General features: G+C 72.0%; 21 protein-coding genes. 12 read left to right on the forward strand and 9 right to left on the reverse strand.

Features of this window, described 5'->3' with window-relative positions:
* The 3 genes from ABZS66_RS24320 to ABZS66_RS24330 form a co-directional block, all read right to left on the reverse strand.
* Entirely contained in the window at positions 1–903 is a 903-nt protein-coding gene (locus ABZS66_RS24320; RefSeq protein ID WP_354761274.1) for a carbohydrate ABC transporter permease, read from the reverse strand.
* 11 nt (positions 904–914) lie between these two features.
* Positions 915–1,793 carry a sugar ABC transporter permease gene (locus ABZS66_RS24325; RefSeq protein ID WP_354761276.1) on the reverse strand — a complete coding sequence of 293 codons (879 nt, stop codon included), beginning with the start codon at positions 1,791–1,793 and terminating at the stop codon, positions 915–917.
* An 80-nt stretch (positions 1,794–1,873) separates the two neighbouring features.
* A complete protein-coding gene (locus ABZS66_RS24330; RefSeq protein ID WP_354761278.1) occupies positions 1,874–3,148 on the reverse strand; it encodes an extracellular solute-binding protein in 1,275 nt (424 codons plus the stop codon).
* A gap of 160 nt (positions 3,149–3,308) precedes the next feature.
* On the opposite strand from ABZS66_RS24330, the gene ABZS66_RS24335 reads away from it, so the two are divergent.
* Complete coding sequence (locus ABZS66_RS24335) at positions 3,309–4,343, forward strand: Gfo/Idh/MocA family oxidoreductase (protein WP_354761280.1); 1,035 nt, start codon at positions 3,309–3,311, stop codon at positions 4,341–4,343.
* Between the two features lie 33 nt (positions 4,344–4,376).
* On the opposite strand, the gene ABZS66_RS24340 is transcribed toward ABZS66_RS24335, so the two are convergent.
* On the reverse strand, positions 4,377–4,928 hold the full coding sequence (locus ABZS66_RS24340) for a GyrI-like domain-containing protein (protein WP_354761282.1): 552 nt from the start codon (positions 4,926–4,928) through the stop codon (positions 4,377–4,379).
* A gap of 6 nt (positions 4,929–4,934) precedes the next feature.
* Complete coding sequence (locus tag ABZS66_RS24345) at positions 4,935–5,720, reverse strand: GyrI-like domain-containing protein (RefSeq protein WP_354761284.1); 786 nt, start codon at positions 5,718–5,720, stop codon at positions 4,935–4,937.
* A gap of 179 nt (positions 5,721–5,899) precedes the next feature.
* Here ABZS66_RS24345 and ABZS66_RS24350 point away from each other — a divergent pair, with 179 nt between their 5' ends.
* From ABZS66_RS24350 to fabG, 5 genes are all read left to right on the forward strand, one after another.
* A complete protein-coding gene (locus ABZS66_RS24350) occupies positions 5,900–7,390 on the forward strand; it encodes a sugar ABC transporter ATP-binding protein (protein ID WP_354761286.1) in 1,491 nt (496 codons plus the stop codon).
* Positions 7,391–7,417: 27 nt separating this feature from the next.
* Complete coding sequence (locus tag ABZS66_RS24355; RefSeq protein ID WP_354761288.1) at positions 7,418–10,111, forward strand: beta-L-arabinofuranosidase domain-containing protein; 2,694 nt, start codon at positions 7,418–7,420, stop codon at positions 10,109–10,111.
* Positions 10,112–10,153: 42 nt separating this feature from the next.
* Entirely contained in the window at positions 10,154–10,678 is a 525-nt protein-coding gene (locus ABZS66_RS24360; protein ID WP_354761290.1) for a MaoC family dehydratase, read from the forward strand.
* Positions 10,679–10,683: 5 nt separating this feature from the next.
* The gene (locus ABZS66_RS24365; RefSeq protein WP_354761292.1) at positions 10,684–11,625 is read left to right on the forward strand and encodes a ScbA/BarX family gamma-butyrolactone biosynthesis protein; all 942 of its coding nucleotides are present in this window, start codon (positions 10,684–10,686) and stop codon (positions 11,623–11,625) included.
* Between the two features lie 82 nt (positions 11,626–11,707).
* The gene (gene fabG / locus ABZS66_RS24370; protein WP_354761294.1) at positions 11,708–12,412 is read left to right on the forward strand and encodes a 3-oxoacyl-ACP reductase FabG; all 705 of its coding nucleotides are present in this window, start codon (positions 11,708–11,710) and stop codon (positions 12,410–12,412) included.
* Here fabG and ABZS66_RS24375 read toward each other — a convergent pair.
* Both ABZS66_RS24375 and ABZS66_RS24380 read right to left on the reverse strand, forming a co-directional pair.
* Positions 12,363–13,412 (reverse strand): histidine kinase, encoded by a 1,050-nt coding sequence (locus ABZS66_RS24375; RefSeq protein ID WP_354761296.1) that lies wholly within the window; start codon positions 13,410–13,412, stop codon positions 12,363–12,365. The two genes, fabG and ABZS66_RS24375, sit on opposite strands and share 50 nt — an antisense overlap.
* Positions 13,413–13,483: 71 nt before the next feature.
* Positions 13,484–14,470 carry a hypothetical protein gene (locus ABZS66_RS24380; protein WP_354761298.1) on the reverse strand — a complete coding sequence of 329 codons (987 nt, stop codon included), beginning with the start codon at positions 14,468–14,470 and terminating at the stop codon, positions 13,484–13,486.
* A 233-nt stretch (positions 14,471–14,703) separates the two neighbouring features.
* Here ABZS66_RS24380 and ABZS66_RS24385 point away from each other — a divergent pair, with 233 nt between their 5' ends.
* From ABZS66_RS24385 to ABZS66_RS24405, 5 genes are read left to right on the forward strand one after another with little or no spacing between them, the layout of a single operon-like run.
* The gene (locus ABZS66_RS24385; protein ID WP_354761300.1) at positions 14,704–14,970 is read left to right on the forward strand and encodes an acyl carrier protein; all 267 of its coding nucleotides are present in this window, start codon (positions 14,704–14,706) and stop codon (positions 14,968–14,970) included.
* Positions 14,967–16,187, forward strand: coding sequence for a beta-ketoacyl-[acyl-carrier-protein] synthase family protein (locus tag ABZS66_RS24390; protein WP_354761302.1), 1,221 nt, complete (start codon positions 14,967–14,969; stop codon positions 16,185–16,187). The genes ABZS66_RS24385 and ABZS66_RS24390 overlap by 4 nt, the downstream gene beginning before the upstream one ends.
* The gene (locus tag ABZS66_RS24395) at positions 16,184–17,320 is read left to right on the forward strand and encodes a beta-ketoacyl synthase N-terminal-like domain-containing protein (RefSeq protein WP_354761304.1); all 1,137 of its coding nucleotides are present in this window, start codon (positions 16,184–16,186) and stop codon (positions 17,318–17,320) included. Before ABZS66_RS24390 ends, ABZS66_RS24395 begins: the two co-directional genes overlap by 4 nt.
* Positions 17,321–17,325: 5 nt before the next feature.
* Complete coding sequence (locus ABZS66_RS24400) at positions 17,326–17,967, forward strand: HAD family phosphatase (RefSeq protein WP_354761337.1); 642 nt, start codon at positions 17,326–17,328, stop codon at positions 17,965–17,967.
* Positions 17,964–19,166, forward strand: a complete 1,203-nt coding sequence (locus tag ABZS66_RS24405) for a cytochrome P450 (RefSeq protein ID WP_354761306.1) — start codon at positions 17,964–17,966, stop codon at positions 19,164–19,166. Before ABZS66_RS24400 ends, ABZS66_RS24405 begins: the two co-directional genes overlap by 4 nt.
* A 6-nt stretch (positions 19,167–19,172) precedes the next feature.
* Here the strand turns inward: ABZS66_RS24405 and ABZS66_RS24410 are convergent, their stop codons facing one another.
* Complete coding sequence (locus ABZS66_RS24410) at positions 19,173–19,931, reverse strand: AfsR/SARP family transcriptional regulator (protein WP_354761308.1); 759 nt, start codon at positions 19,929–19,931, stop codon at positions 19,173–19,175.
* Positions 19,932–20,198: 267 nt separating this feature from the next.
* Here ABZS66_RS24410 and ABZS66_RS24415 point away from each other — a divergent pair, with 267 nt between their 5' ends.
* Positions 20,199–21,680: an MFS transporter gene (locus ABZS66_RS24415; protein WP_354761310.1), complete on the forward strand. Its 1,482-nt coding sequence runs from the start codon at positions 20,199–20,201 to the stop codon at positions 21,678–21,680.
* Here ABZS66_RS24415 and ABZS66_RS24420 read toward each other — a convergent pair.
* Entirely contained in the window at positions 21,672–22,337 is a 666-nt protein-coding gene (locus ABZS66_RS24420) for a response regulator transcription factor (protein ID WP_354761312.1), read from the reverse strand. The genes ABZS66_RS24415 and ABZS66_RS24420 overlap by 9 nt on opposite strands.
* Positions 22,338–22,437: the final 100 nt, after the last annotated feature.

The following is a 22,437-nucleotide window of genomic DNA, read 5'->3' on the forward strand; positions in this document are numbered from 1 at the left end:
TCACTTGCCGATGCCCTGGCTGAGGCCCTGGATGAACTGGCGCGAGAAGACCACGAACAGCACGACGAGCGGCACCGCACCCAGCGTCAGCGCGCCGAGCAGTGCGGGGTAGTCGTTGAGGAACTGCCCGACGAACTGCTGCACCCCGAGCGTCACCGTCTGGTTCTCCTCGCTCGGCGCCAGGATCAGCGGGAACCAGAGGTCGTTCCAGATCGGCAGCATGGTGACCGACGCGACGGCGGCCAGGCCGGGCCGGACCATCGGCAGGACGATCGACAGCGTGCGCAGCTCGCCCGCGCCGTCGAGGCGCGCCGCCTCCTTCACGTCGTGCGGGACGCTGCGGAAGTACGTCATGAGCAGCGCGACGGCGAGCGGCAGGCTCATCGCCGTGTAGACCAGGACCAGCGCCGTCAGCGTGTCCATCAGGCCCCACGAGATCATCGTCCGCAGGATCGGCACCGTGCCCAGCCGGATCGGCAGCATGATGCCGGCGACGAAGAACCCGCCGATGAGCGGCGCGAACCGCACCCGGTACTCGGTCAGCGCGAACGCGGCGAGCGTCGCGAGCACCAGCGTCAGCACGGTGCTGCTCACGGTGACGATCAGGCTGTTGCGGTAGTTGGCCGTGAAGTGGCCGCGCTGGAACACCCGCTCGTAGCCGCCCATGCTGAACGTGTCGCTATTGGGCAGGGCGAACGGATGCTCGAAGATCGCCGGCGTGGTCTTGAACGAGTTGACCACGATCAGCAGGATCGGCGCGATCGCCAGGACGGCGAACACGATCAGCAGCCCGTGGACGACCAGCGACCCGGCCCGCTCCGACCCGCGCTTGCTGCCGGTCCGCCGCGCGTCACGCGCCTTCGCCGCCGGCACCGGCCCGGCCGCGGTGCTCACACCAGTCACGTCGCCACCACTCACAGCTCGTAGGACCTCAGCCGGCGGTGCAGCAGCCCGAAGTACGCACCGGTGATGAGGAGGATGATCAGGAAGATCACGCTGGCGACCGTCGCGCCGAGGTCGAGGTCGGCGACCTGGCCGCTCGAGCCGAAGAACGTGCGGTAGAACAGCGTGCCGAGGATGTCGGTGCTGTAGTTCGGGCCGGGTGCCGAGCCGTTGAGCGCGAACACCAGGTCGAACCCGTTGAACGTCCAGATGTAGGTCAGGATCGCGATCAGCCCGAACTGCGGGGCGATGAGCGGGAACTTGATCCGCCAGAACGCCGTCCACGCGTTCGCGCCCTCGACCCGGGCCGACTCGAGGATGTCGCCGGGCACGGCCAGCAGCGCCGCGTACAGGAAGATCATCGGGATGCCGACGTACTGCCACACCGACATCAGCGAGATCGTGGGCAGCGCGGTGCGCTCGTCACCGAGCAGCGGGAAGTCCACCAGGCCCCACAGCGGGTTGATGATGAGCCGCCAGATGAAGCCGACGATGACGACCGACAGCGTGGTCGGGATGAACAGCAGCGTCCGGTACAGCCCGGTGGAGCGGCGCAGCCGCCCGGACGTGAGCAGCGCGGCGAGGAGCAGGCCCAGCGGCACCTCGACCAGCAGGTGGATCGCGAAGAACTCGACGTTGTTCGTCAGCGCGTTCCAGAAGCGCTCGCTCGTCGTCGGGTTGCTGAACAGGTGGACGTAGTTGTCGAGACCGACGAACCGGGCGGCGCCCTCGTCGGTGTCGAACAGGCTGAAGTACATCGAGTTGAGCAGCGGCAGGGCCGCGAACGTCACGTAGACCGCGAGCGCGGGCAGCGTGAAGGCGAGGAAGTACCGGTAATGGGCCCTTCGCACCGACGGGTTCCTTTCGGGTCCGTTCCACGAGCGTGATCATGGGGATGTGTCAGGCTACGCCCGGCACATCCCCGCCGGGCCTACTTCTTCTGCGGCTCGTACCAGCCGGACAGCCCCTTCTGCAGCTCGGCCGTGGCCTCCTGCGGGCTGAGGTTCTTCGTGTACATCAGCTGCAGCACCCGCCAGACCTCGTCGTCGAACGGCGGGGTGCCGGCACTCAGCCGGTCGAGGCCGAGCCGGGGCGTGAGCTTCGCGCCCTTCTTGAGGTCGGCGAACGACTGGGCGAGCGCGTTCGTGTACTGCACGGGCTGCTTGCCCATCGAGAAGAACCCGGGCAGCTTGTTGACGTAGAGCGACTGGAACTCGGGCGTCGCCGTCCACGCGAGGAACGTCTCCGCCTCCGCCTTGTGCTTGCTCGCCGCGTTGATGCCGATCGCCATGTCGGGCATCTCCTGCAGGTAACGGTCGCCGCCCGCGGTCGCCGCCGGTGGGCCGAACACGCCGACGTTGAGGTTGCCGACCGCGACCTGGTTGATGTCCCACGAGCCGTCCGGCAGGATCGCGGCCTTGCCGAGCGCGAACAGCTGCGTCATGTCGGCGTACTTCAGGCTCTCGGAGCCCTTGGGCAGGTAGGGCTTCCAGGCGTCGAACGCCGAGAACGCGGCCACGAACTCCGGGTCGGTGACCTTCTTGGTGCCCTTGATGAGCCCCTGGCGACCCTCCTCGCCCTTCCAGTAGGCCGGGCCGATGCTGTACAGGCCGTTGTACGCCAGTTGCCAGGACTCCGCCGACCCGAGGGCGAGCGGTGCGTACTTCCCGTTGTCCTTGATCGCCTTGAGCACCCCGAGGAACTCGTCCTGGGTGGTCGGCACCTTCAGGCCAAGCTCGGCGAAGATGTCCTTGTTGTAGAAGAAGCCGGCCAGCACGGCGGCGGTGGGCACGCAGTAGCGGCTGCCGGCGTCGTCGGACCAGGGGTCCAGCGCCTGGGCGTCGAACGCCTCGAGAACCGGCTTGCCGTCGAGCTTCTCGAAGTAGCCCTTCTTGATCCACGACCGGTTGACGTCATAGGGCCGGCAGGTGATGAGGTCCGGCCCGGTGCCGCCGTCGACCTGCGACTGGATCGCCGCGTTGTATTCATTGGTATTGGTCGGGCTGAACTTCACGTCGATCGTCGGGTGCGCCTTCTCGAACGCCGGCAGGATCTCGTCCTGCCACATGGCGAGGTCCTCGGTCCGCCAGCTGCCGAGCGTGAGGACGACCTTGCCGGAGTCACCGCCGGCCGAGGGTGAGCAGGCCGAGGTCAGGACGGCCACCGCCGTCGCGACCAGCGCAACGGACGCACGGAATGCACGCATGGGGTTGCCTCTCGTCATCGTTGCCATCGCGCGGCTCACGAGGGGCCGGCGCCTGATGCGGGAGCATACACAGGTAGACACTGTGGTAACAAGAGGTACAGCTTTGGTTTGCAGTGATGCTATGGTGCATGTCCACCGCAGACCACTTCCAGGAGGATCCATGATCGGCGTCGGCCTGCTCGGGTCGGGGTTCATCGGCGAGACCTACGCGGAGGCGCTCGACGACGTCCGGGACGCGCGCCTCGTCGCGCACTACTCGCGCTCGCGCGAGCGCGCGGCCGCCTTCGCCGCACGGCCGGGCCGCGACTCGAGACCACACGAGACCATGGCGGCGCTGTGCGCCGACCCCGGGGTCGACCTCGTGGTCGTCGCGCTGCCCAACGAGGTGCACCTGGAGGCGGTGCGGCTGGTGGCGGCGGCCGGCAAGGGCGTCATCTGCACCAAGCCCCTCGCCCGCACCGGGCCCGAGGCGGCCGAGATCCTCCGGGTGGTCACCGAGGCCGGCGTCTGGCACGGCTACGCCGAGAGCTCGGTCTTCTCCCCCAACATCGTCAAGGCCCACGACATCGTCGCCGCCGGCGGCATCGGCGACGTGCTGTGGATGCGGGCCCGCGAGGGCCACTCGGGCCCGCACGCCCCGCACTTCTGGGACGCGGAGACGGCCGGCGGCGGTGCCCTGCTCGACATGGGCTGCCACACGATCGAGTCGGCACGGCACTTCTTCGGCCGCGACAACCGGATCGTCGAGGTCTTCGCGTGGGGCGCGACGCTCGCGCACGCCGACCGCACGACGGGCGAGGACACGTCGATCGCGCTGCTGAAGTTCGCCGGCGGTCAGGTCGCGTCGATCGAGAGCTCCTGGGTGGAGAAGGGCGGCATGCAGCTGCGGCACGAGATCGTCGGCAGCGCCGGCCGGCTCGTCACCGACACCGCGTCGACGCCGGTGTGGGGGTTCATCAGCAATCCCGTCGGCTATCTCGTGGAGAAGGCCGACGCCGACACCGGCTGGGTGTATCCCGTGCCCGAGGAGACCCGGGCCTACGGGTTCTCACAGGAGATGCGCCACTTCGTCGAGCGGTTCGCGGCCCAGGAGGCGCCGCTGGAGACCTTCCACGACGGCTGGGTCGTCAACACGGTGATCGACGCCTGCTATCGCTCGATGCGGTCGGGCCGCTGGGAGCCGGTCACCTACTGAGCGAGGCGCCGGCCCCGAACGTGACGCGCCCCATCAGCCGGTGACCCCGTAGCGGATGATCGTCCGCAGGCGCTGCGGTGCGGTGCGGCGCGGGTCGCTCAGGTAGATCTCGTGGTGCAGGCCGGTGACCTCGCGGTCGTGCCGGGCCGCGAACGCCAGCAGCCGCTCGATCGCCGGGGTCTCCTCCGCGTACGGGCCGACGTGCAGCACCTGCACCGACGGGCCCTCCGCGAACGTCTCGAAGCGCACCCCCTCGATGTCGTGCATCGCCGGGTCCGCCTCGGCCGGCTGCTGGAGCAGCATCGTCCACCTCCAGGCCGAGCGGTCGCCGCGGCCGTCCCCGACGTCGCTCCACCGGCCCTGCAGCGGCGGCACGCTGTACACGACGCCGGACGCCTTGAGCGCGGCCCGGACCCGGTAGGCGGCCCGGTACAGCCGCCCGACCGCGTCGAGGTACGCCTCCCCGGCGGGGTCCCCGGCGCCGTCCACCATCAGGAACGGCAGCGGCGGGACGTCGACGAACCCGGGTTCGGCGCCCGCGGTGTACAGCGGCCGGTACAGCCTGCGCAGATCCAGCGTGGTCATCGGCGGTCACTCCTCTGCGACCGGCACCACGAGCTGGGTCACCAGCCGGTCCGGTTCGGTGGTCGTCGGGTCGGTCAGGTAGAGCTCGCGGGCGGCGCCGAGCGGCACGAGCCCGCGCTCGTGAATCCAGGCGAAGACGGACTGGTACGTCAGCGGCAGCTGCTCGTAGGGCCCGCTGTGCACGGCCACCGCCGCCGCCGTCGCCGGCAGCTCGGCGACCTCCAGCCCGGCGGGCGGCGGCCCGGCCGCGGGCGCGCCGGCGGCGACGGGCAGGTCGCCGTCGAGGTCGGTCGGGAACAGGCCCCACAGCGGGCCGGTGAACGGCACGCCGGCGGCGAGGAAGCGGGCCACGCAGCCGGCGACCGCCGGGCCCACGTCGTCGGCCGTGCACACGGAACGGGCGACGAGCAGGCGGCGGACGGGCTCCCGGGTCAGGCGCACGTCGTGCTGGAGCAGCCCCTCGGTGAGCAGCCGCTGCAGCGCGTCCACCGTGCGGCGGGCCCGGGCCAGCTCCCGCTCCAGCCGGTCGCGCTGGGCCACGAGCACGGCCGCCCGGTCGTCCTCGTCACCGGCGAGGATCTCGGCGATCGCCGGCAGCGGCACGTCGAGCGACCGCAGCAGCCCGATCGCCATCGCGTCGCGGACCTGCGAGCGGCGGTAGAACCGGTAGCCGGTCGCGGCGTCGACCTCGGCCGGCCGCAGCAGGCCGAGCTCGTCGTAGTGGCGCAGCCGCTTGACGGTCAGCCGGCACAGCCGGGCGAACCCGCCGATCGTGAGACGTTCACTGGGCACGGGCCCATCCTGGACCCTCCCACAGTGGCCGGGTCCAGCCCCCGTTGACGGGCGCCCCGCGGTTCAGTACGGTGCAGCGGAAGCCGTCAATGTTAGCGCTCTACAACGGGCACCTGCCGCCAGCTTGGGTCCGATTTGTTAGCGCTAACAACCAACCCTGGACCGCCACTGGGGTGACCATGGATCGCGCGCCCGTGCTCTCGATGTGCCGGATCAGCAAGGAGTTCCCCGGGGTCAAGGCCCTGGCCGGGGTGGACTTCCGGCTGTACCCCGGAGAGATCCACGCCCTCATGGGCGAGAACGGCGCCGGGAAGTCGACCCTGATCAAGGTGCTGACCGGGGTCCACAGCGCCGACGCCGGGCGGATCACGCTCGACGGCGAGGCCGTGAGCTTCGCCGGGCCGGCGGCGGCCACCCACGCCGGGATCAGCACCGTGTACCAGGAGGTCAACCTCTGCCCCAACCTCTCGGTGGCGGAGAACATCTTCATCGGCCGCGAGCCGACCCGCTTCGGGCACATCCGGTGGAGGACCATGCGCCGGCGCGCGGCGGAGCTGCTCCGCGACCTCCAGCTCGACCTCGACGTGACCGCCCAGCTCGACGACTACCCGATCGCCATCCAGCAGATGGTCGCCATCGCCCGCGCCGTCGACGTCGAGGCCAAGGTGCTGGTGCTCGACGAGCCGACGTCCAGCCTCGACCAGGGCGAGGTCGACCGGCTGTTCCGGGTCATGCGCCGGCTGCGGGAGCAGGGCATCGCGATCCTGTTCGTGTCGCACTTCCTGGACCAGGTGTACGAGATCTGCGACCGGATGACCGTCCTGCGCAACGGCACCGTCGTCGGCGAGCACCGAGTCGGCGACCTGCCCCAGCTGGAGCTCGTCGGGCTGATGCTCGGCAAGGAGCTCGACAGCCTCGACGACCTGCCGCGGCACCGGCCCGACCGCGCCGAGCCGGTCGTCGTCGCCGACGGGCTGGGCCGCTCGCCGGCGGTCGAGCCGTTCAGCCTCACGATCCACAAGGGCGAGGTGGTCGGGCTGGCCGGGCTGCTCGGCTCCGGCCGCACCGAGATCGCCCGGCTGCTGTTCGGCGCCGACCGGCCCGACACCGGCCGGCTCACCGTGAAGGCCGCGGCCGTCACGCCGGAGCCGCACGAGGCGGTGCGGCGCGGCATCGCGTTCTGCTCCGAGGACCGGCGCACCGAGGGGCTCGTCGAGCAGCTCACCGTCGAGGAGAACATCCTGCTCGCGCTCCAGGCCTCGCGCGGCTGGTCCCGGCCGATCCCGAAGCGGCGCCGGCAGGAGGTCGTCGACTGGTACATCGCCGGCCTCGACATCCGCCCGGCCAACCCCGACCTGCCGGTCCGCGAGCTCAGCGGCGGCAACCAGCAGAAGGTGCTGCTGGCGCGGGCCATGCTCACCGACCCGTGCCTGCTCATCCTCGACGAGCCGACCCGCGGCATCGACGTCGGCGCCAAGGCCGAGATCCAGCGGCTCGTCGTCGAGCTCGCCGGGGCCGGCATGGCCGTCGTGTTCGTCTCGGCCGAGCTCACCGAGATCCTGCGGATGAGCCACACGATCGCCGTCCTGCGCGACCGCCGGATCGTCGCGCGGGTCACCGACACCGACCACCTCGACAGTGCCCGCCTCCTGCGCGAGATCGCCGGGTAACCCGGGTAACCAGGAAAGGACCACATCATGGCCCGACTGAGCCGCCGCCGGCTGCTGCAGACCACCGGCGCCACCGCCGTGGCGACGACGTTGATCCCCGGCGCGGTCGCGGAGGCCGCGCTGGCCCCGGCGCGTGCCGACATCGGTGTCGGTGCATACCCGTTCGAGCTCGGCCAGGTCCGGCTGACGACCGGGCGCTTCCTGGACAACCAGAACCGGACGCTGTCGTACCTGAGGTTCGTCGACGTCGACCGGTTGTTGTACAACTTCCGCGGCAACCACCGCCTGTCCACGAACGGCGCCGCGGCGACCGGCGGGTGGGACGCGCCGACGTTCCCGTTCCGCACCCACATGCAGGGCCACCTCCTGACCGCGTGGGCCCAGGCCTGGGCCGTGCTCGGCGACACGACCTGCCGCGACAAGGCCAACGCCATGGTCGCCGCCCTCGCCGCGTGCCAGGCCAACAACGCGGCGGCCGGGTTCTCCACGGGCTATCTGTCCGGCTTCCCCGAGTCCGACTTCACCGCCCTGGAGTCGGGGACGTTGAGCAACGGCAACGTCCCCTGGTACTGCATCCACAAGACCCTCGCCGGCCTGCTCGACGTCTGGCGGTACATCGGCACAAATCAATCACGCGACGTGCTCCTCGCGCTCGCCGGATGGGTCGACTGGCGCACCGGGCGGCTCAGTTCCAGCCAGCTGCAGACGGTGCTCGGGACCGAGTTCGGCGGCATGAACGCCGTCCTCACCGACCTCTACCAGCAGACCGGCGACGCCCGCTGGCTCACCACCGCCCAACGCTTCGACCACGCCGCCGTCTTCAACCCCCTCGCGTCCAACACCGACCAGCTCAACGGGCTGCACGCGAACACCCAGGTCCCGAAGTGGATCGGCGCCGCCCGCGAGTACAAGGCCACCGGCACCACCAGATACCGGGACATCGCCGTCAACGCCTGGAACATCACCGTCGCCGCCCACACCTACGCCGTCGGCGGCAACAGCCAGGCCGAACACTTCCGCGCCCCCAACGCGATCGCCGGCTACCTCACCGACGACACGTGCGAGCAGTGCAACACCTACAACATGTTGAAGCTGACGCGCGAGCTGTGGCTGCTCACGCCGGACAACACGGCGTACTTCGACTTCTACGAACGGGCCCTGCTCAACCACCTCATCGGCGCGCAGAACCCGGCCGACAGCCACGGCCACGTCACGTACTTCACGCCGCTGCGCCCCGGGGGCCGGCGCGGCGTCGGCCCGGCATGGGGCGGCGGGACGTGGAGCACCGACTACGACAGCTTCTGGTGCTGCCAGGGCACCGGCGTGGAGACGAACACCAAGCTGATGGACTCCATCTACTTCTACAACGGCACCACGCTGACGGTGAACCTGTTCGTGCCGTCGGTGCTGACCTGGACCCAGCAGGGCGTCACCGTCACCCAGACCACCACCTATCCGGCCGGCGACACCACGACGCTGACCGTCACCGGCGGCGGCACCTGGACCATGCGCATCCGCATCCCGGCCTGGACGAGCGGCGCCACCGTCACCGTCAACGGCACGACCCAGAACGTCACCCCCGGCACGTACGCCACCCTCACCCGCACCTGGGCCGGCGGCGACACCGTCACCGTCAGGCTCCCGATGCAGGTCGCCGTCAAGGCCGCCAACGACAACGCCAACGTCGTCTCCGTCCACTACGGACCCGTCGTGCTCGCCGGCAACTACGGCAGCACCGCCCTGACCGCGCTCCCCGCGCTCACCACGTCGTCGGTCACCCGCACCAGCACCACGGCCCTGCAGTTCACCGCCAGCGCGAACGGCAGCAACGTCGGCCTCGGCCCGTTCCACGACGCGCACGGCTTCAACTACACCGTCTACTGGAGCACCGGCGGCAGCAACTACCGCCTCGTCAACGCCGCCAGCGGGCTCGTCCTCGGCATCCAGAACATGTCCACCGCCGACGGCGGCCTCGCGCTGCAGTGGACCGACAACGGCACCGCCGACCACGACTGGGAGCTCGTCGTCGACGGCACGTACGTCCGGCTGCGCAACCGCAACAGCGGCAAGGTCCTCGGCGTGACGAACATGTCCACCGCCGACAACGCCGTCGTCCTGCAGTGGGCCGACAACGGCACCGCCGACCACCGCTGGACCGTCGTCGACAACGGCGACGGCTCGCACAAGCTGCGCAACGCCAACAGCGGCAAGCTCCTCGGCATCCAGGGCAACTCGACCGCCAACGGCGGCCAGGCCGTGCAGACCCCCGACGACGGCAGCGCCGACAACCTGTGGCGGTTCGTGCCCAACGGCGCCCGCCGCATCCAGAACGTCGCCAGCGGCCGCGTCCTCGGCGTCACCAACATGTCCACGGCCGACGGCGCCCTGGTCGTCCAGTGGGACGACAGCGGCACCGCCGACCACCTCTGGACCGCCGTCGTCGACGGCGCCTACCTCCGCCTGCGCAACGGCAACAGCGGCAAGGTCCTCGGCGTCGAGAACAACGGCACGGCCAACGGCACCCGCGCCGTCCAGCTCCCCGACACCGGCGCCAACGACCGCCGCTGGCGGCTGCGCCACACCGGCAGCGGCAGCTTCCGCATCCAGAGCGCCAACGGCGGCCGCGTGCTCGGCGTCAGCGGCGCCTCCACCGCCCAGGGCGCGCAGATCGTCGTCTGGGACGACAACGGCACCAGCGACCACCTCTGGCGGTTCCTCTGACGGCTCGACGCGCTTTCTATCCGGACCCGACAGAATCGGGGCATGGCTGCATTCACTGACATCGAAGCGGTGCGGGTCGGCGAGCTCGGCACGACCGAGTGGGAGGTCGTCGACCAGGCCCGGATCCTGGCGTTCGCCGACGTCACCGGGGACCGCCAGTGGATCCACGTCGACGCGGAGCGGGCCCGCACCGCGAGCCCGTTCGGCACGACCGTCGCCCACGGCGCGCTGACCCTCGCGCTGTGCACCACGTTCGTGACGCGGTTGCTGCGGGTCGAGACCCCCGCGATGACGGTCAACGCGGGGTTCGACAAGGTGCGGCTGCGCACCCCCGTGCCGGCCGGGTCGCGGGTGCGCGGGCGCGGCGCGGTGGTCGGGGTCGTCGAGCTGCCGCGGGGCATCCAGGTGACCGTCCGGATCACCGTGGAGGTCGACGGCGCGGCGGTGCCCGCCTGCCGGGCCGAGCAGGTGCTGCTGATCCTGCCGCTTTTACGTGACATCGATACCGGTTCGACGCCGGCCTTGAATACTTCGACCGGACCCAACCGAGTTCGGCGAAGGGAGTGACCGACGTGTCGTTCCGCAGCACGGTCGACCGGCACCTGGTGCACCGCGCCGCGGTCGCCGAGGTGTTCGTCACCGACGTGCAGGAGACACCCGGGCCGGCCTACGTCGCGGCGGCCCAGCTGCCGATGGCCCACGCGTACTACAGCGACGACCTGTCGACCCCGAGACGCTTCGACATCCTGCTCGTCGCCGAGGCGAGCCGGCAGGCCGCGATGTACGCGTGCCACCGCTTCCTGGACGTACCGCTGGGCACCGCGTTCGCGGTGCGGACCCTCGACGTGCAGCTGGCCGACGGCGACGGGCTGCGGGTCGGGCCCGCGCCGGGCGAGCTGTGGATCGTCATGACGTTCCCGCAGGTGCGCCGGCGCGGGGCCGACGTGCGCCACTTCCGGGTGCACCAGGAGCTGGAGATGGGCGGTCACCGGCTGGGCACGGTCGCGATGGAGGTGAGCGCGATGTCGGCCGCCGACTACCGGGGCCTGCGGTACCTCCAGCGGCAGTCGGATCCGCCGACCACCGTGGACCTGCGCGCCGTGCGGTCTCCCGAGCGGACGGTCGCGCCGGGTCTGGTCGGCCGGCGCGACCCGGCCAACGTGGTGCTGGCCGACGTGGTCCCCGGCGTGCCCGGGCCGGTCGCGGAGCTGCGGCCCGCGTTCGGCAACCGGGGCATGTTCGACCACGACTACGACCACCATCCCGGCATGGTGCTCATGGAGGGCGCCCGGCAGTACGCGCTGCTCGTCGCGGGAGGGCCGGCGACGGCGCTCGGCCTGCGGGCGCGGTTCCTGCGCTACGCCGAGCTGGACGCTCCGGTCCGCCTCAGCCAGCCGGATCCGGTGTACCGCACGGAGCCGGACGGCCGCCTGGCCGTGCCGGTGCAGGTCCACCAGGACGCGGCGCCGATCGCCGAACTGGTCTGTTTCCTTCGCACCGGGAGGCACTCGTGAGCGGTTCCGGAGCGAAGTGGAGGAGGCCGCTCACGATGGGCTCAGGGTGGGGCTCAGGCGGCCGGAGCGAAGCGGAGGACGCATGAGCAGGACCGTCTTGGTGACCGGTGGCAACCGGGGCATCGGGCTGACCGTCGCGCGGGCGATGGCCGACGCGGGCGACAAGGTCGCCGTCACGTACCGGACCGGCGAGCCGCCCGAGGGGCTGTTCGGGGTGCGGTGCGACGTCACCGACCCCGCGGCCGTCGAGGCGGCGTTCGGCGAGATCGAGGCGCAGCACGGGCCGGTCGAGGTGCTCGTCGCCAACGCCGGGATCATCCGGGACGCGCTCGTGCCGATGCTCGCGGTCGACGACTTCGCCACCGTGCTCGACACCAACGTGGTGGCGGCGTTCCGGGTGGCCAAGCGGGCCAGCGAGGGCATGCTGAAGGCGCGGTGGGGGCGGATCGTGTTCGTGTCGTCGGTGATGGGCTTCATGGGCTCCCCCGGCCAGGCGAACTACGCCGCCTCGAAGAGCGCGATGCTCGGCCTGGCCCGGTCCCTGGCCTGGGAGCTGGGGCCGCGCAACATCACGGCGAACGTCGTCGTGCCGGGCCTCATCGAGACCGACATGATCTCCGATCTGTCCGACCGGCGCCGGGAGGACCTCGTCCGCCAGACCGCGCTGCGCCGCACCGGCACCGCGCGGGAGGTGGCCGCCGTCGTGCGCTTCCTGGCCGGCGACGAGGCCGCCTTCGTCACCGGCGCGGCGGTCCCGGTGAGCGGCGGCCTGGCGATGGGACTCTGACCCGCGGCCGTCCCGGGACCGCTGCCGGGACCGCTGCCGGAACCGCGGTCGGGGCGTCGGTCACGCCGCGGGCGTCGAGCGGGAACCAGACCTCGGTCCTCGTGCCGGCGCCGGGCTCGCTCGTCACGCGCAGCGTGCCGCCGGCGCCGGCCACCCGCTCGGCCATCGAGCGCAGGCCGTGACCGTTGCCCTCGCCCGGGACCGCCGGGTCGAAGCCGGTGCCGTCGTCGGTGACCGTGGCCCGCACGCCGGCCGAGGAGACCTGGACGGCGACCTCGAGGCGGGCCGCGTCGGCGTGGGTCAGCGTGTTGCGCATCGCCTCGCGCAGGACGCTCACCACCTCGCAGCGCAGCTCGTCGGTGAGGCCGTGCTCCCAGCCGTGCACCGCGACCGTGACGAAGGTGCGGGCCGGCTCGACGGAGTGCACGAAGTCCCACAGCGCCGTCTCCAGCTCGGTGGGCCCGGCCTCGCACGGCCGCAGGTCGGTGGTGATCCAGCGGACCACGCCGAACAGCTCGTCGAGCGACCCGCTCACCGCGTCCATCCGCTCGGCGGCCGCGGCGGGGTTGCGTTCGAGGGTCAGCTTGTACAGGTCGAGGCGGCGCATCACGACGCTCAGCCCGTTGCCGAACTGGTCGTGGATCTCCCGGGCGAGCCGCTGCCGGTACGCCGTGCGGTCGGCCTGGTCCCGCTCCCGCTGTGCGGCCTCGGTGGCCCGGGCGATCGCCGCGAGCCACCCGTCGGCGCACCGCCGCAGCGCGACCAGGGCCTCGGCGAGTGCGCGCGGCTCGGTCCCGGCGGCGGCGAGGTCGGCGGCCACCTCGTCGAACAGCACCCCGAGCGCCTCGGCCGCCGCACCGTAGTGCCCGGCCAGCTCCACCGCGAGCCCGCCCGGGCCGCGCCCGGCGAGCACCTGGCCGACGAGGTCGTGAAGCTCGGGGTCGTCGAATTGCCGCGCGACCCGGTCACCGATCTCGGAATTGCTGCGAACGCTGACCATAATCGCCCCGCGTCCATTTCGCTCGGAGGCATTCCCGGATGCCTTTCCAATGGCGGGAAAGGCGATGTCCACTATATTCGCCGGTCCGCGGAGCGTCCAGCGGAAACGACCAGAACGGCTGCCGCGGCGGTGAGCACGAGGAGCGCCGCGGCGGCCGCGAGCGTGGTGGCGTCGGGGCGGAACAGCGGCTGCGCGCGGTACGCCTGCCAGGTGGTCAGCGCCACGATCCCGGCGTAGGCGCCGGCGGCGACCAGCACGAGCCGCACCCGGGTCGCGGTGGCCCGCAGGACGGGCCGGCGACGGCTCAGCGCCCGCAGCGCGAGCGCCAGCAGGGGCAGCAGTTGCAGGGCGTGCATGCCGAGGAAATGCGGGATCCGCAGGTCGCCGCCGATCGTGCTCCAGCCGGTGACCGGCAGGCCGGGGCCGCCGTCGGGCGCGCCGACGGTGTGGGCGCCGATCAGCGTCGGCTGGCCGGCCTGGGCCGCGGCCTGCTGCGCGGCGGTCGGCAGGTTCATGAAGAAGCCCTCGACCATGCCGGCGAACGCGAGCAGCAGGCCGAGCCGGAACGCCCAGCGCAGCTCGGGTTCGAGCGCGTGGTCGCGCAGCAGGAGCACGACGATGAGGATGAGGTTGCCGAGGTACAGCGCCAGGACGCCCACCGTCATCACCTGGATGACCTGCGCGTCGACCGGCGTCACCGTGTTGAAGTGGCTGTAGTGCCCGCGGGCGGCCTGGAACGAGATGGCGCCCAGCTCGGCCAGCAGCGCGGCGGCGAGGGCGGTGCCGGCCCACCACGCCACCCGCCGGCCCCGCCGGAACCGCGGCAGCAGCCAGGCCAGCGTGATCGCGTAGATGCCGAACGACAGCGTGAACTTCATCGGCTTGAGCCACACCGGCGCCCCGCCGAGCGTCCGGTCGTCGGCGACCAGGCCCGCGAGGGTGCCCAGGAAACCCACGGCGGTGACCGCCGCGACGAACAGCAGGGGCCGGTGCAGGCGGGCCGGTCCGGGCCGCGGGTCCGGCACGGGTGGGGCCGGCTTCTGGGTCTCCAGGCTCATCGCCGCTCCTCGCTCGGATGGTTGCTCGAATGCGTTTCCCACAGGCTTCCAGCGGCGCATAGAAGTACCGTAGAATCGCCGTCGAACCCGCGCCGTGACTGAAGGGTGTCAATACCCCTTAATATCCGGCCCGATGTGCTGTCCGTGGTATTGCTCTCAACAATCGCGAATCCGCGATCTACGCTTCCGAACGGTGACGCCGAAAAGGGGCGTCGAAATGCGGGGAGGCGGCAATGTCAAACACTTCGGTCGCGGCCACCGTCGACGAGCGGCTGGCGCGGATCCGGCAGATCGTGGTCGACGAGCTCGAGCTCGACCTGGCCCCCGAGGAGCTCGACGGGCAGGCGAGCTTCGTCGACGAGTACGAGGCCGACTCGCTGGCGCTGATCCAGATCGTCTCGCGGATGGACCGCGAGCTGGGCGTGAAGCTGCCGGCGGCGGAGATCGAGCGGCTGGTCAACCTGGACGCGATCCGGGCCGCGGTGGAGGCGCAGGGATGAACCGGCGCGTCGTCGTCACCGGGCTCGGCGCGGTCAGCAGCCTCGGCATCGGTGCCGACGCGCTGACCGCGGCGATCCGGGCCGGCCAGGTCGGCACCGGGCCGATCACCGGCTTCGACACGACCGGCTTCCCCTACGTGCGGGCCGGCGAGGTGCGTGACTTCGACCCGGCCGCCCTGCTGCGGCGGGTCACGCCGCAGCGGTGGGGCCGCAGCAGCCTGCTCGCGGCCGCCGCGGCGGTCCTGGCGGTGCGGGACGCCGGCCTCGACCGGGCCGACCAGGCGCGGCTGGACCGGCTGCGGGCCGGCTCGGTCATGGGCACCACGAGCGGCGAGTCGCAGGTCGTCGACCGGCTCGCCGCCGAGTGGGTCGGCGGCGGCCTCAAGTCGCTCGACCCGGACCTGGTCGCCCAGGTCCCGGCCAGCCAGATCGCGGTCGCGGTCAACACCGAGCTGGGGCTGGCCGGCGACGCGCTGACCCTGTCGACGGCGTGCGCGGCGAGCAACTACGCGCTCGGCTACGGCGCCGACCTGGTCCGCACCGGCGAGGCCGACCTGATGGTCTGCGGCGGCGCCGACTCGGTGAACCGGTACAACCACGCCGGCTTCTACCGGCTCGGCGCGCTCACCGAGGAGGTCTGCCGGCCGTTCGACGCCGAGCGGCAGGGCATCCTCACCGCCGAGGGCGGCGTGGCCCTCGTGCTCGAACCGTACGACCGCGCGCTCGCCCGGGGCGCCCGCGTCTACGCGGAGTTCCTCGGCTACGGGCTGAGCTGCGACGCGAAGCACATGGTGCACCCCGACGCGGCGAGCATCGCCGGGTGCGTCCGCTCGGCGCACCGCAACGCCGGGATCACACCGGCCGACGTCGACTACATCTGCGCGCACGGGACCGGCACGCCGACGAACGACGTGACGGAGGTCGCGGCGGTCCGGGAGGTGTTCGGCGACCGGGTGCCGCCGATCAGCTCGATCAAGTCGATGCTCGGCCACACGATGGGCGCCGCGAGCGGGTTCGGCGCGCTCGTCTGCTGCCGGGCCATCCACGACGGGTTCCTGCCGCCGACGGCCAACCTGCGCGCGGTCGACCCGGCGCTCGGGCCGGACCTCGACTGCGTGCCCGGCACGGCCCGCCCGGCCGACGTGCGGATCGCCGAGAACCACGGGTTCGCGTTCGGGGGCAACAACGCCATCACGATCCTGGGGAAGGTCGCATGACGACGACAGCAGTACGGCCCCTCGCGGTCACCGCCGAGGGCGTGGTGACGCCGGCCGGCATCGGGCTCGGCACGCTCGTCGACGCCCTCGCCGGGCGGGCGGCCGCGTGCGCGGACCCGCAGCAGCTGCCCGGTCAGGAGGTACTGCCGGAGCCCGTGCGACTCGTCGAGGACCTGCGCCTGGCCGAGCACGTCGGGCGCAAGGGCACCCGGTACCTCGACCGGACCACCGCGCTCGGCCTGGTCAGCAGCCGCCTGGCGCTGCGCGGCGACCCGTCCGGCGACCCGGCGGGCGACCCGGCGGGCGACCTGGCGGGGACCGGCGTGGTCGTCGGCACGAGCGCGGGCAGCCTGCGCAGCATCGGCGAGTTCGCCCGCGACACGCTCGTGCGCGACGAGCCGTACCTGGTCGACGCGGCCACCTTCCCGAACACGGTGATGAACTGCTGCGCCGGCCAGATCGCGATCTGGAACGGGCTGCGGGGCGTCAACGCGACCGTCGCGGGTGGACAGTTGTCGAGCTTCCACGCGGTGCGGTACGGCCGCAACGCCATCAACGCCGGTCAGGTCGGCCGGGTGCTGCTCGGCGGGGTCGAGGAGCTGTGCCCACAGACCGCGTGGGGCTGGCGGGCCACCCGGCTGCTCGACCCGCAGCTGCCGATCGGCGAGGGCTGCGCGCTGTTCCTGGTCGAGGACGCGCAGGCGGCCGCGGCGGCGGGCCGGCCGGCCGTGGCGGAGCTGCTCGCGTGCGAGGTCGAGTCGCCGGGGCCGGTCGACGCCCGGCCGCCGATGGCGCACCGCCTCGCGCGGACCGTGACCCGGGCCCTGGAGCGCAGCGGCGTGCGGCCCGGCGAGGTGTCGCTGGTCGCGCCGGGCGCCACCGGCCTGGCCGGGCTGGACGCCGCCGAGCAGCGGGCGATCCGCCGCACGGTCGGCGCGGACACCGCGCAGCTGCGGGTGAAGGACGTCGTCGGCGAGTGCTTCAGCGCCAACGGCGCGCTGCAGCTGGCCGCGGTGCTGGCCCACTGGCGTACGCACGCGCCCTCCGGGGCCGTCGCGCTGCTCACCGCGCTCGGGCCGGACGGCTCGGCGGGCTGCCTCGTCGTGCGGAGTACCACCGGGAGCGCGTCGTGAAGCCGATGGTGTGGTTCGACTTCGGCGGGGTGCTGTCGCCGCCGATGGCCGACATCTTCGCGGCGTACGAGCGCAAGACCGGCCTGTCGCGCGAGCAGCTGGAGACCGCGATGCACGCGGTCACCGCCGACCTCGGCCGGCACCCGCTCGCGGCGCTGGAGGTCGCGCTCATCACCGAGGCCGAGTGGGGCCGGCGGCTGCGGGCGGCGCTGCGGGTGCGGTTCCCCGGCGCCGACCTGACCCGCAGCCGCCTCGAGACGTTCGGCGGGCAGTGGTTCGACGGCATCGAGGCCAACCACGCCATGGTCGCGACGCTGCACGCGGTCCGCGAGCACGGCTGCCGGGTCGGCATCCTCACCAACAACGTCCGCGAGTGGGAGCCGTACTGGCGCGAGATCGTCCGCCCGGTCGGCGACGTCGACTGCGTCGTCAACTCCTGCGAGGTCGGCGTGCGCAAGCCCGAGCCGGCCATCTTCCGGATGGCCGCCGACGCCGCCGGCGTCGCGCCCGGGGACTGCGTGCTCGTCGACGACGTCGCGGAGAACTGCGCCGCCGCCCGGTCGCTGGGCTGGCGGGCCGTGCACCACCGCACCGACGCGGACGCCCGTGACCTGTTGTTCGCCCTCATCGAACTGGAGACGACGTGACGACTGCCGCCAATGTCCGGGTGTCGATCGGCGACATCCCCGGCCTCGACCCCTCCCCGCTGTACACCGTGAAACAGGACCGCACGCCGAGCGGCATCCCGCAGGTGGTCCTGCCCAGCGGCCACACCGCCGCGCACCTGACCCGGTTCAAGGACGTCAAGGCCGTCCTCATGGACTCGTCGTTCAGCCGGTCGGTGACGAACACGCCGGACGGGCCCAGCTTCCTGCCCACGATCACGCCCCCGGAGCTGCTCATCAACCTCGACCTGCCGCACCACCCGCGGCTGCGGGCGCTGGTGACGAGCGACTACAGCGCCAACGCGATGGGCGCGCTGCTGCCGGCGCTGGAGGGCCTCATCACGGCGCGGTTCGCGGCGCTGCGCGCGTCCGACCGGCCGGACCTGTTCGCCGACGTGCTCGACGAGATCCCGCTGCGGTTCAACTGCCTGCTGCTGGGCATCCCCGACGAGGACGTGCCGTACTTCCGGCCCTCGGCGCGGATCGTGCAGATCGCCGCCCGCGACGACGTCGACGGCCTCGTCGAGCACTTCTTCCTGGTGTACAACTACGTGCTCGACCTCGTCGGCGGGCGGCGGCCGGTGCGGCCGGACGGGCTCATCGCCCGGCTGCTCGCCGCGCGGGACCGCAGCGACCCGCCGCTGACCGACGCCGACCTGGCCGGGCTCGTGCTCGCCTCGGTGCTCGGCGGCGACCAGAACAGCCTGTCGGTGCTGACGAAGTCGGCGTACGCGCTGCTGGCCGCGCCGCCGCTGTGGCACCGCCTGGTCGCCGAGCCGGACGTGGCGCCGCGGCTCGTCGAGGAGCTCATCCGGTTCATCCCGCTGGGCCGCATGTCGGCGTTCCCGCGGGTCGCGACGCGCCCCTTCCGCAGTACCGAGGGGGAGCTCGGCGAGGGTGACCTGGTCTACCCGAACGCGTTCCTGGCCAACCGGGATCCGGAGGTGTACCGCGACCCGCTCGTCATCGACCCGGACCGCACCGGCCCGCGGCACCTCCAGTTCGGCTACGGCATGCACCACTGCCTCGGCGCCGCGATGTCGCGGCTGCAGATCGCGACGGTGCTGACCCGGCTGGCCGCCGAGTTCCCGGAGCTTTCCCTCGACGCCGACCCGGCGACGCTGCCGTGGGACGACGGGGTCCTGCTGCGCCGGCCCACGGCGCTGCCGGTCCGCTGGTGACCGTTCCTAAGCCCCTGAGGTGAGGATCTCTCGGTGGAGGGACCTCACCTGGGCCGACGGGTCGATGCCGAGCTCGTCGGCCAGGATCCGGCGCAGCCGCTGGTAGGCGTGCAGCGCCTCGCTGCGCCGGTCCGAGCGGAACAGCGCCTCCATGTAGCGGGTGTGGAACCACTCGTGCAGCGGGTAGCGCGACACCAGCCCGCGCAGCTCGGCCACGAGCGCCCGGTGCCGGCCGAGCTGCATGTGCAGGCCGACCCACGACTCCAGTGTCGTGATCTTCATTTCCTCCAGCTGCGCGATGTGCTGGCGCAGCGGGCGTCCGGCCGGCAGGTCGGACAGCGCCGGCCCACGCCACAGGCCGAGCGCCTCGTCGAGCAGCCGCAGGGCGGCGGCCGGCTCCGCGTCCGCGGCCTGCCGGGTCAGCTCGCCGAACCGGTGCACGTCGAGCTGCCCCGGCCCGGCGGTCAGCACATACCCGGTCGTCTCCGCCGTCTGGAGCCGGTCACTCAGTCCCGGCGCGACATTGTCCAGTGACCGTCGTAAATGGTAAATGTGCGTCCGCAGGGTCGCCACCGCCGTCTTCGGCGGCTGTTCGTCCCAGAGCTCGTCGACGAGCGTGTCGGCGGACACCACCTGATTCGCCCGGGCCAGCAACAGCGCCAGGACCTTCCGGACCTTCGGTCCGCGCAACGGCCGCGGATCCGGGCCGGCCCGCAACTGCAGCGGACCGAGGATGCCGTAGCGCACGCATTCGGGTTTCAGCATTCATTCCCCCAGGGACACGCTTTGACCTCCCTCAATGCTACGGGACCCGGCGCATGTTACCTGCCACCAAGCGGGCAGCGGCGATGCCTCTTAAGTGACATGCCGCGGGTCTTTGGGTGTCACCGCATTGCGGGGCCGCGTTTCCGCATGATGACGTGACGGTGTCGGCATTTTCACATGACGAGGGAGCACGCTCGGATGACGGCACTGGCCAATTCCGCGACACCGACCCGGAACCATCCGGGAATCACGCTATTCGTGGTCTGCATGGCCGTTCTCATCGTGCCGCTGGGCATCAGCGGGACGTCGGCGACCCTGCCCGAGATCGGCGCGCGGCTCGATGCCGACCTCGTCCCCCTCCAGTGGGCGGTCAACTCCTACAACATCGTTGCGGCGAGCCTCATGCTCGTGGCCGGCTCGTTCAGCGATCGCTTCGGCCGCCGGCGGATCTTCACGCTCGGCACCGGCCTCTACGCGCTGTCGCTGCTCGTGACCGTCTTCGCCACGAACATCTACGTCGTCGACGTGGCCCGCGGCTTCGCCGGCCTCGGCGCGACCGGCATCATGACGGCGGGCACCGCGATCCTCGCCTCGACGTTCGACGGCGCGGCCCGGGCGCGGGCGTTCGGCCTGCTCGGCGTGACGATCGGCGCCGGCCTGGCGCTCGGCCCGACCTCCAGCGGCCTGCTCGTCGGCGCGTTCGGCTGGCGGGCGGTCTTCGTGGCGCACCTGGTGATCGTCGTGGCGTCGATGGTGGGCCTGCCGTTCGTGGCCGAGAGCCGCGGGCCGGGCGCCGGCCGGGTCGACTGGGCGGGTGTCGTGACGTTCACGGCCAGCCTGGTGCTGTTCACCCTCGCCATCATCTCCGGCCCGCAGTACGGCTGGGGCAGCGGCCGGGTCATCGGGCTGTTCGCCGCCTCGGCGGTCGTCCTGGTCGTGTTCGCGCTCGTCGAGCGGGGCCGGCCGGACCCGATGCTCGACCTGAGCCTGCTCAGGAACAAGGCGTTCATCTCGGTCAACCTGCTCAACGTGGGGATCTCGGTCGGATTCGTGGCCCTGCTCGTGGTGCTGCCGGCGTACTTCATCAGCGCCACCGGCGCCAGCGCCCGCAGCGCCGGCCTGACGATGCTGCTGATGACCGGCCCGATCCTGGTCTCACCGCTGCTGGCCGGCCGGCTGGTCGCCCGGGGCGTCCCGGTGCGGGTGATGCTCAGCGCCGGCATGCTGATCATCGCCGCCGGCTGCCTGGGGCTGACCGTGGTGAGCCCGCAGGTCGGCATCCTCGCGCTGGCCGGGCCGCTGCTGCTCATCGGCGTCGGCATGGGCGCGATGGTGGGCCTGCTCGACGGCGCCGCGGTGAGCACGGTCGAGCCGGCCCGGGCCGGCATGGCGGCCGGCATGTTCAACACGGTCCGGCTGGCGAGCGAGGCGGTCGCGGTCGTGGGCATGGTCGCGATCGTGGTGTCGGTCGTCCGGCCGAAGATCGCCGACGGGCTGGGCCGCTTCCCCGACCAGCAGGGCAACGCCGGTGACCTGGCGAACCAGGTGGTCGGCGGCGACGTGAGCGGCCTGCCGGGCGGCGCGTTCCGGACGTTCCTGGCCGAGGCGCACACCTCCGGCGTGCACGTGGCGGTCGTGGCCTGCGCGGTGTTCTGCGCGGTGGCGGCGGTGCTCGCCTTCGCGCTGCTGCGCGAGCGCCGGGTGAGCGGCCTGGAGTCCGAGGCCGTCCCTGAGCGGGTCTCAGGCTGAGCGGCGGCCCGGGAAGCCGGGCTGGCCGCCCAGCGCCATCGCCTTGTTGACCGCGTCGATGCGGGACACGGCGCCCAGCTTGGCGAAGATGTTGCGCAGGTGGCGCTTGACGGTGCCCTCGGTGATCGACATCTGCTTGGCGATCTGGCGGTTGCTCAGCGCCTGGGCGGCCAGCGCGAGCACCTCGTGCTCGCGGGCGGACAGCGCGCCCGGCCCCGTGGTGTCGGCGGGGTCGGGGGCGTGGAAGCCGTTGCTCGACACCGACACGACCATCCGGCTGCGGTCGCGGTGGACGCTGCGGATGGCCGCCACGAGGTCCTGGCGGCTCACGCTCTTGTGGAGGTACCCCCGGGCGCCGGCGGACAGCATCTCCCGCACCAGCCCGGCGCCGTCGTGCATGCTCAACGCGATGACCGAGGAGGCGGGCGACACCTCCTTGATCCGCGCGAGCGTCTCCTGCGGCGTCTCGCCGGGCATCTCGATGTCGAGCAGCACGATGTCGGGCAGCACGCAGGCGGCCATGGCGACCGCCGACCCGCCGTCGCCCGCGGTGCCGACGATCTCGATGTCGTCCTCCATGCGCAGCAGTTCGGACACGGCCTCCAGCAAGAGCGTGTGATCGTCGACCAGCAGGACACGGACAGGACTTCCGCTCACAGACCCGAGCTCCTCGGTGCACTTGATCGAAGCTTCTACATGCAACGGACGCGTATGCCCCCGCTCACGTAGCGTACGTTCACCAGCCGCCGCGATGGGG

The sequence above is a fragment of the Dactylosporangium sp. NPDC005572 genome (assembly GCF_040605515.1).
In the GTDB taxonomy this organism is placed as follows: domain Bacteria; phylum Actinomycetota; class Actinomycetes; order Mycobacteriales; family Micromonosporaceae; genus Dactylosporangium.

Excerpts from the sequence above, each read along its gene's own strand:
- ABZS66_RS24330 (WP_354761278.1), bottom strand. The coding sequence starts at position 3,148 with ATGCGTGCATTCCGTGCGTCCGTTGCGCTGGTCGCGACGGCGGTGGCC.
- ABZS66_RS24335 (WP_354761280.1), top strand. The coding sequence starts at position 3,309 with ATGATCGGCGTCGGCCTGCTCGGGTCGGGGTTCATCGGCGAGACCTAC.
- ABZS66_RS24340 (WP_354761282.1), bottom strand. The coding sequence starts at position 4,928 with ATGACCACGCTGGATCTGCGCAGGCTGTACCGGCCGCTGTACACCGCG.
- ABZS66_RS24350 (WP_354761286.1), top strand. The coding sequence starts at position 5,900 with ATGGATCGCGCGCCCGTGCTCTCGATGTGCCGGATCAGCAAGGAGTTC.
- ABZS66_RS24355 (WP_354761288.1), top strand. The coding sequence starts at position 7,418 with ATGGCCCGACTGAGCCGCCGCCGGCTGCTGCAGACCACCGGCGCCACC.
- ABZS66_RS24360 (WP_354761290.1), top strand. The coding sequence starts at position 10,154 with ATGGCTGCATTCACTGACATCGAAGCGGTGCGGGTCGGCGAGCTCGGC.
- fabG (WP_354761294.1), top strand. The coding sequence starts at position 11,708 with ATGAGCAGGACCGTCTTGGTGACCGGTGGCAACCGGGGCATCGGGCTG.
- ABZS66_RS24375 (WP_354761296.1), bottom strand. The coding sequence starts at position 13,412 with ATGGTCAGCGTTCGCAGCAATTCCGAGATCGGTGACCGGGTCGCGCGG.
- ABZS66_RS24380 (WP_354761298.1), bottom strand. The coding sequence starts at position 14,470 with ATGAGCCTGGAGACCCAGAAGCCGGCCCCACCCGTGCCGGACCCGCGG.
- ABZS66_RS24385 (WP_354761300.1), top strand. The coding sequence starts at position 14,704 with ATGTCAAACACTTCGGTCGCGGCCACCGTCGACGAGCGGCTGGCGCGG.
- ABZS66_RS24390 (WP_354761302.1), top strand. The coding sequence starts at position 14,967 with ATGAACCGGCGCGTCGTCGTCACCGGGCTCGGCGCGGTCAGCAGCCTC.
- ABZS66_RS24395 (WP_354761304.1), top strand. The coding sequence starts at position 16,184 with ATGACGACGACAGCAGTACGGCCCCTCGCGGTCACCGCCGAGGGCGTG.
- ABZS66_RS24400 (WP_354761337.1), top strand. The coding sequence starts at position 17,326 with ATGGTGTGGTTCGACTTCGGCGGGGTGCTGTCGCCGCCGATGGCCGAC.
- ABZS66_RS24410 (WP_354761308.1), bottom strand. The coding sequence starts at position 19,931 with ATGCTGAAACCCGAATGCGTGCGCTACGGCATCCTCGGTCCGCTGCAG.
- ABZS66_RS24415 (WP_354761310.1), top strand. The coding sequence starts at position 20,199 with ATGGCCGTTCTCATCGTGCCGCTGGGCATCAGCGGGACGTCGGCGACC.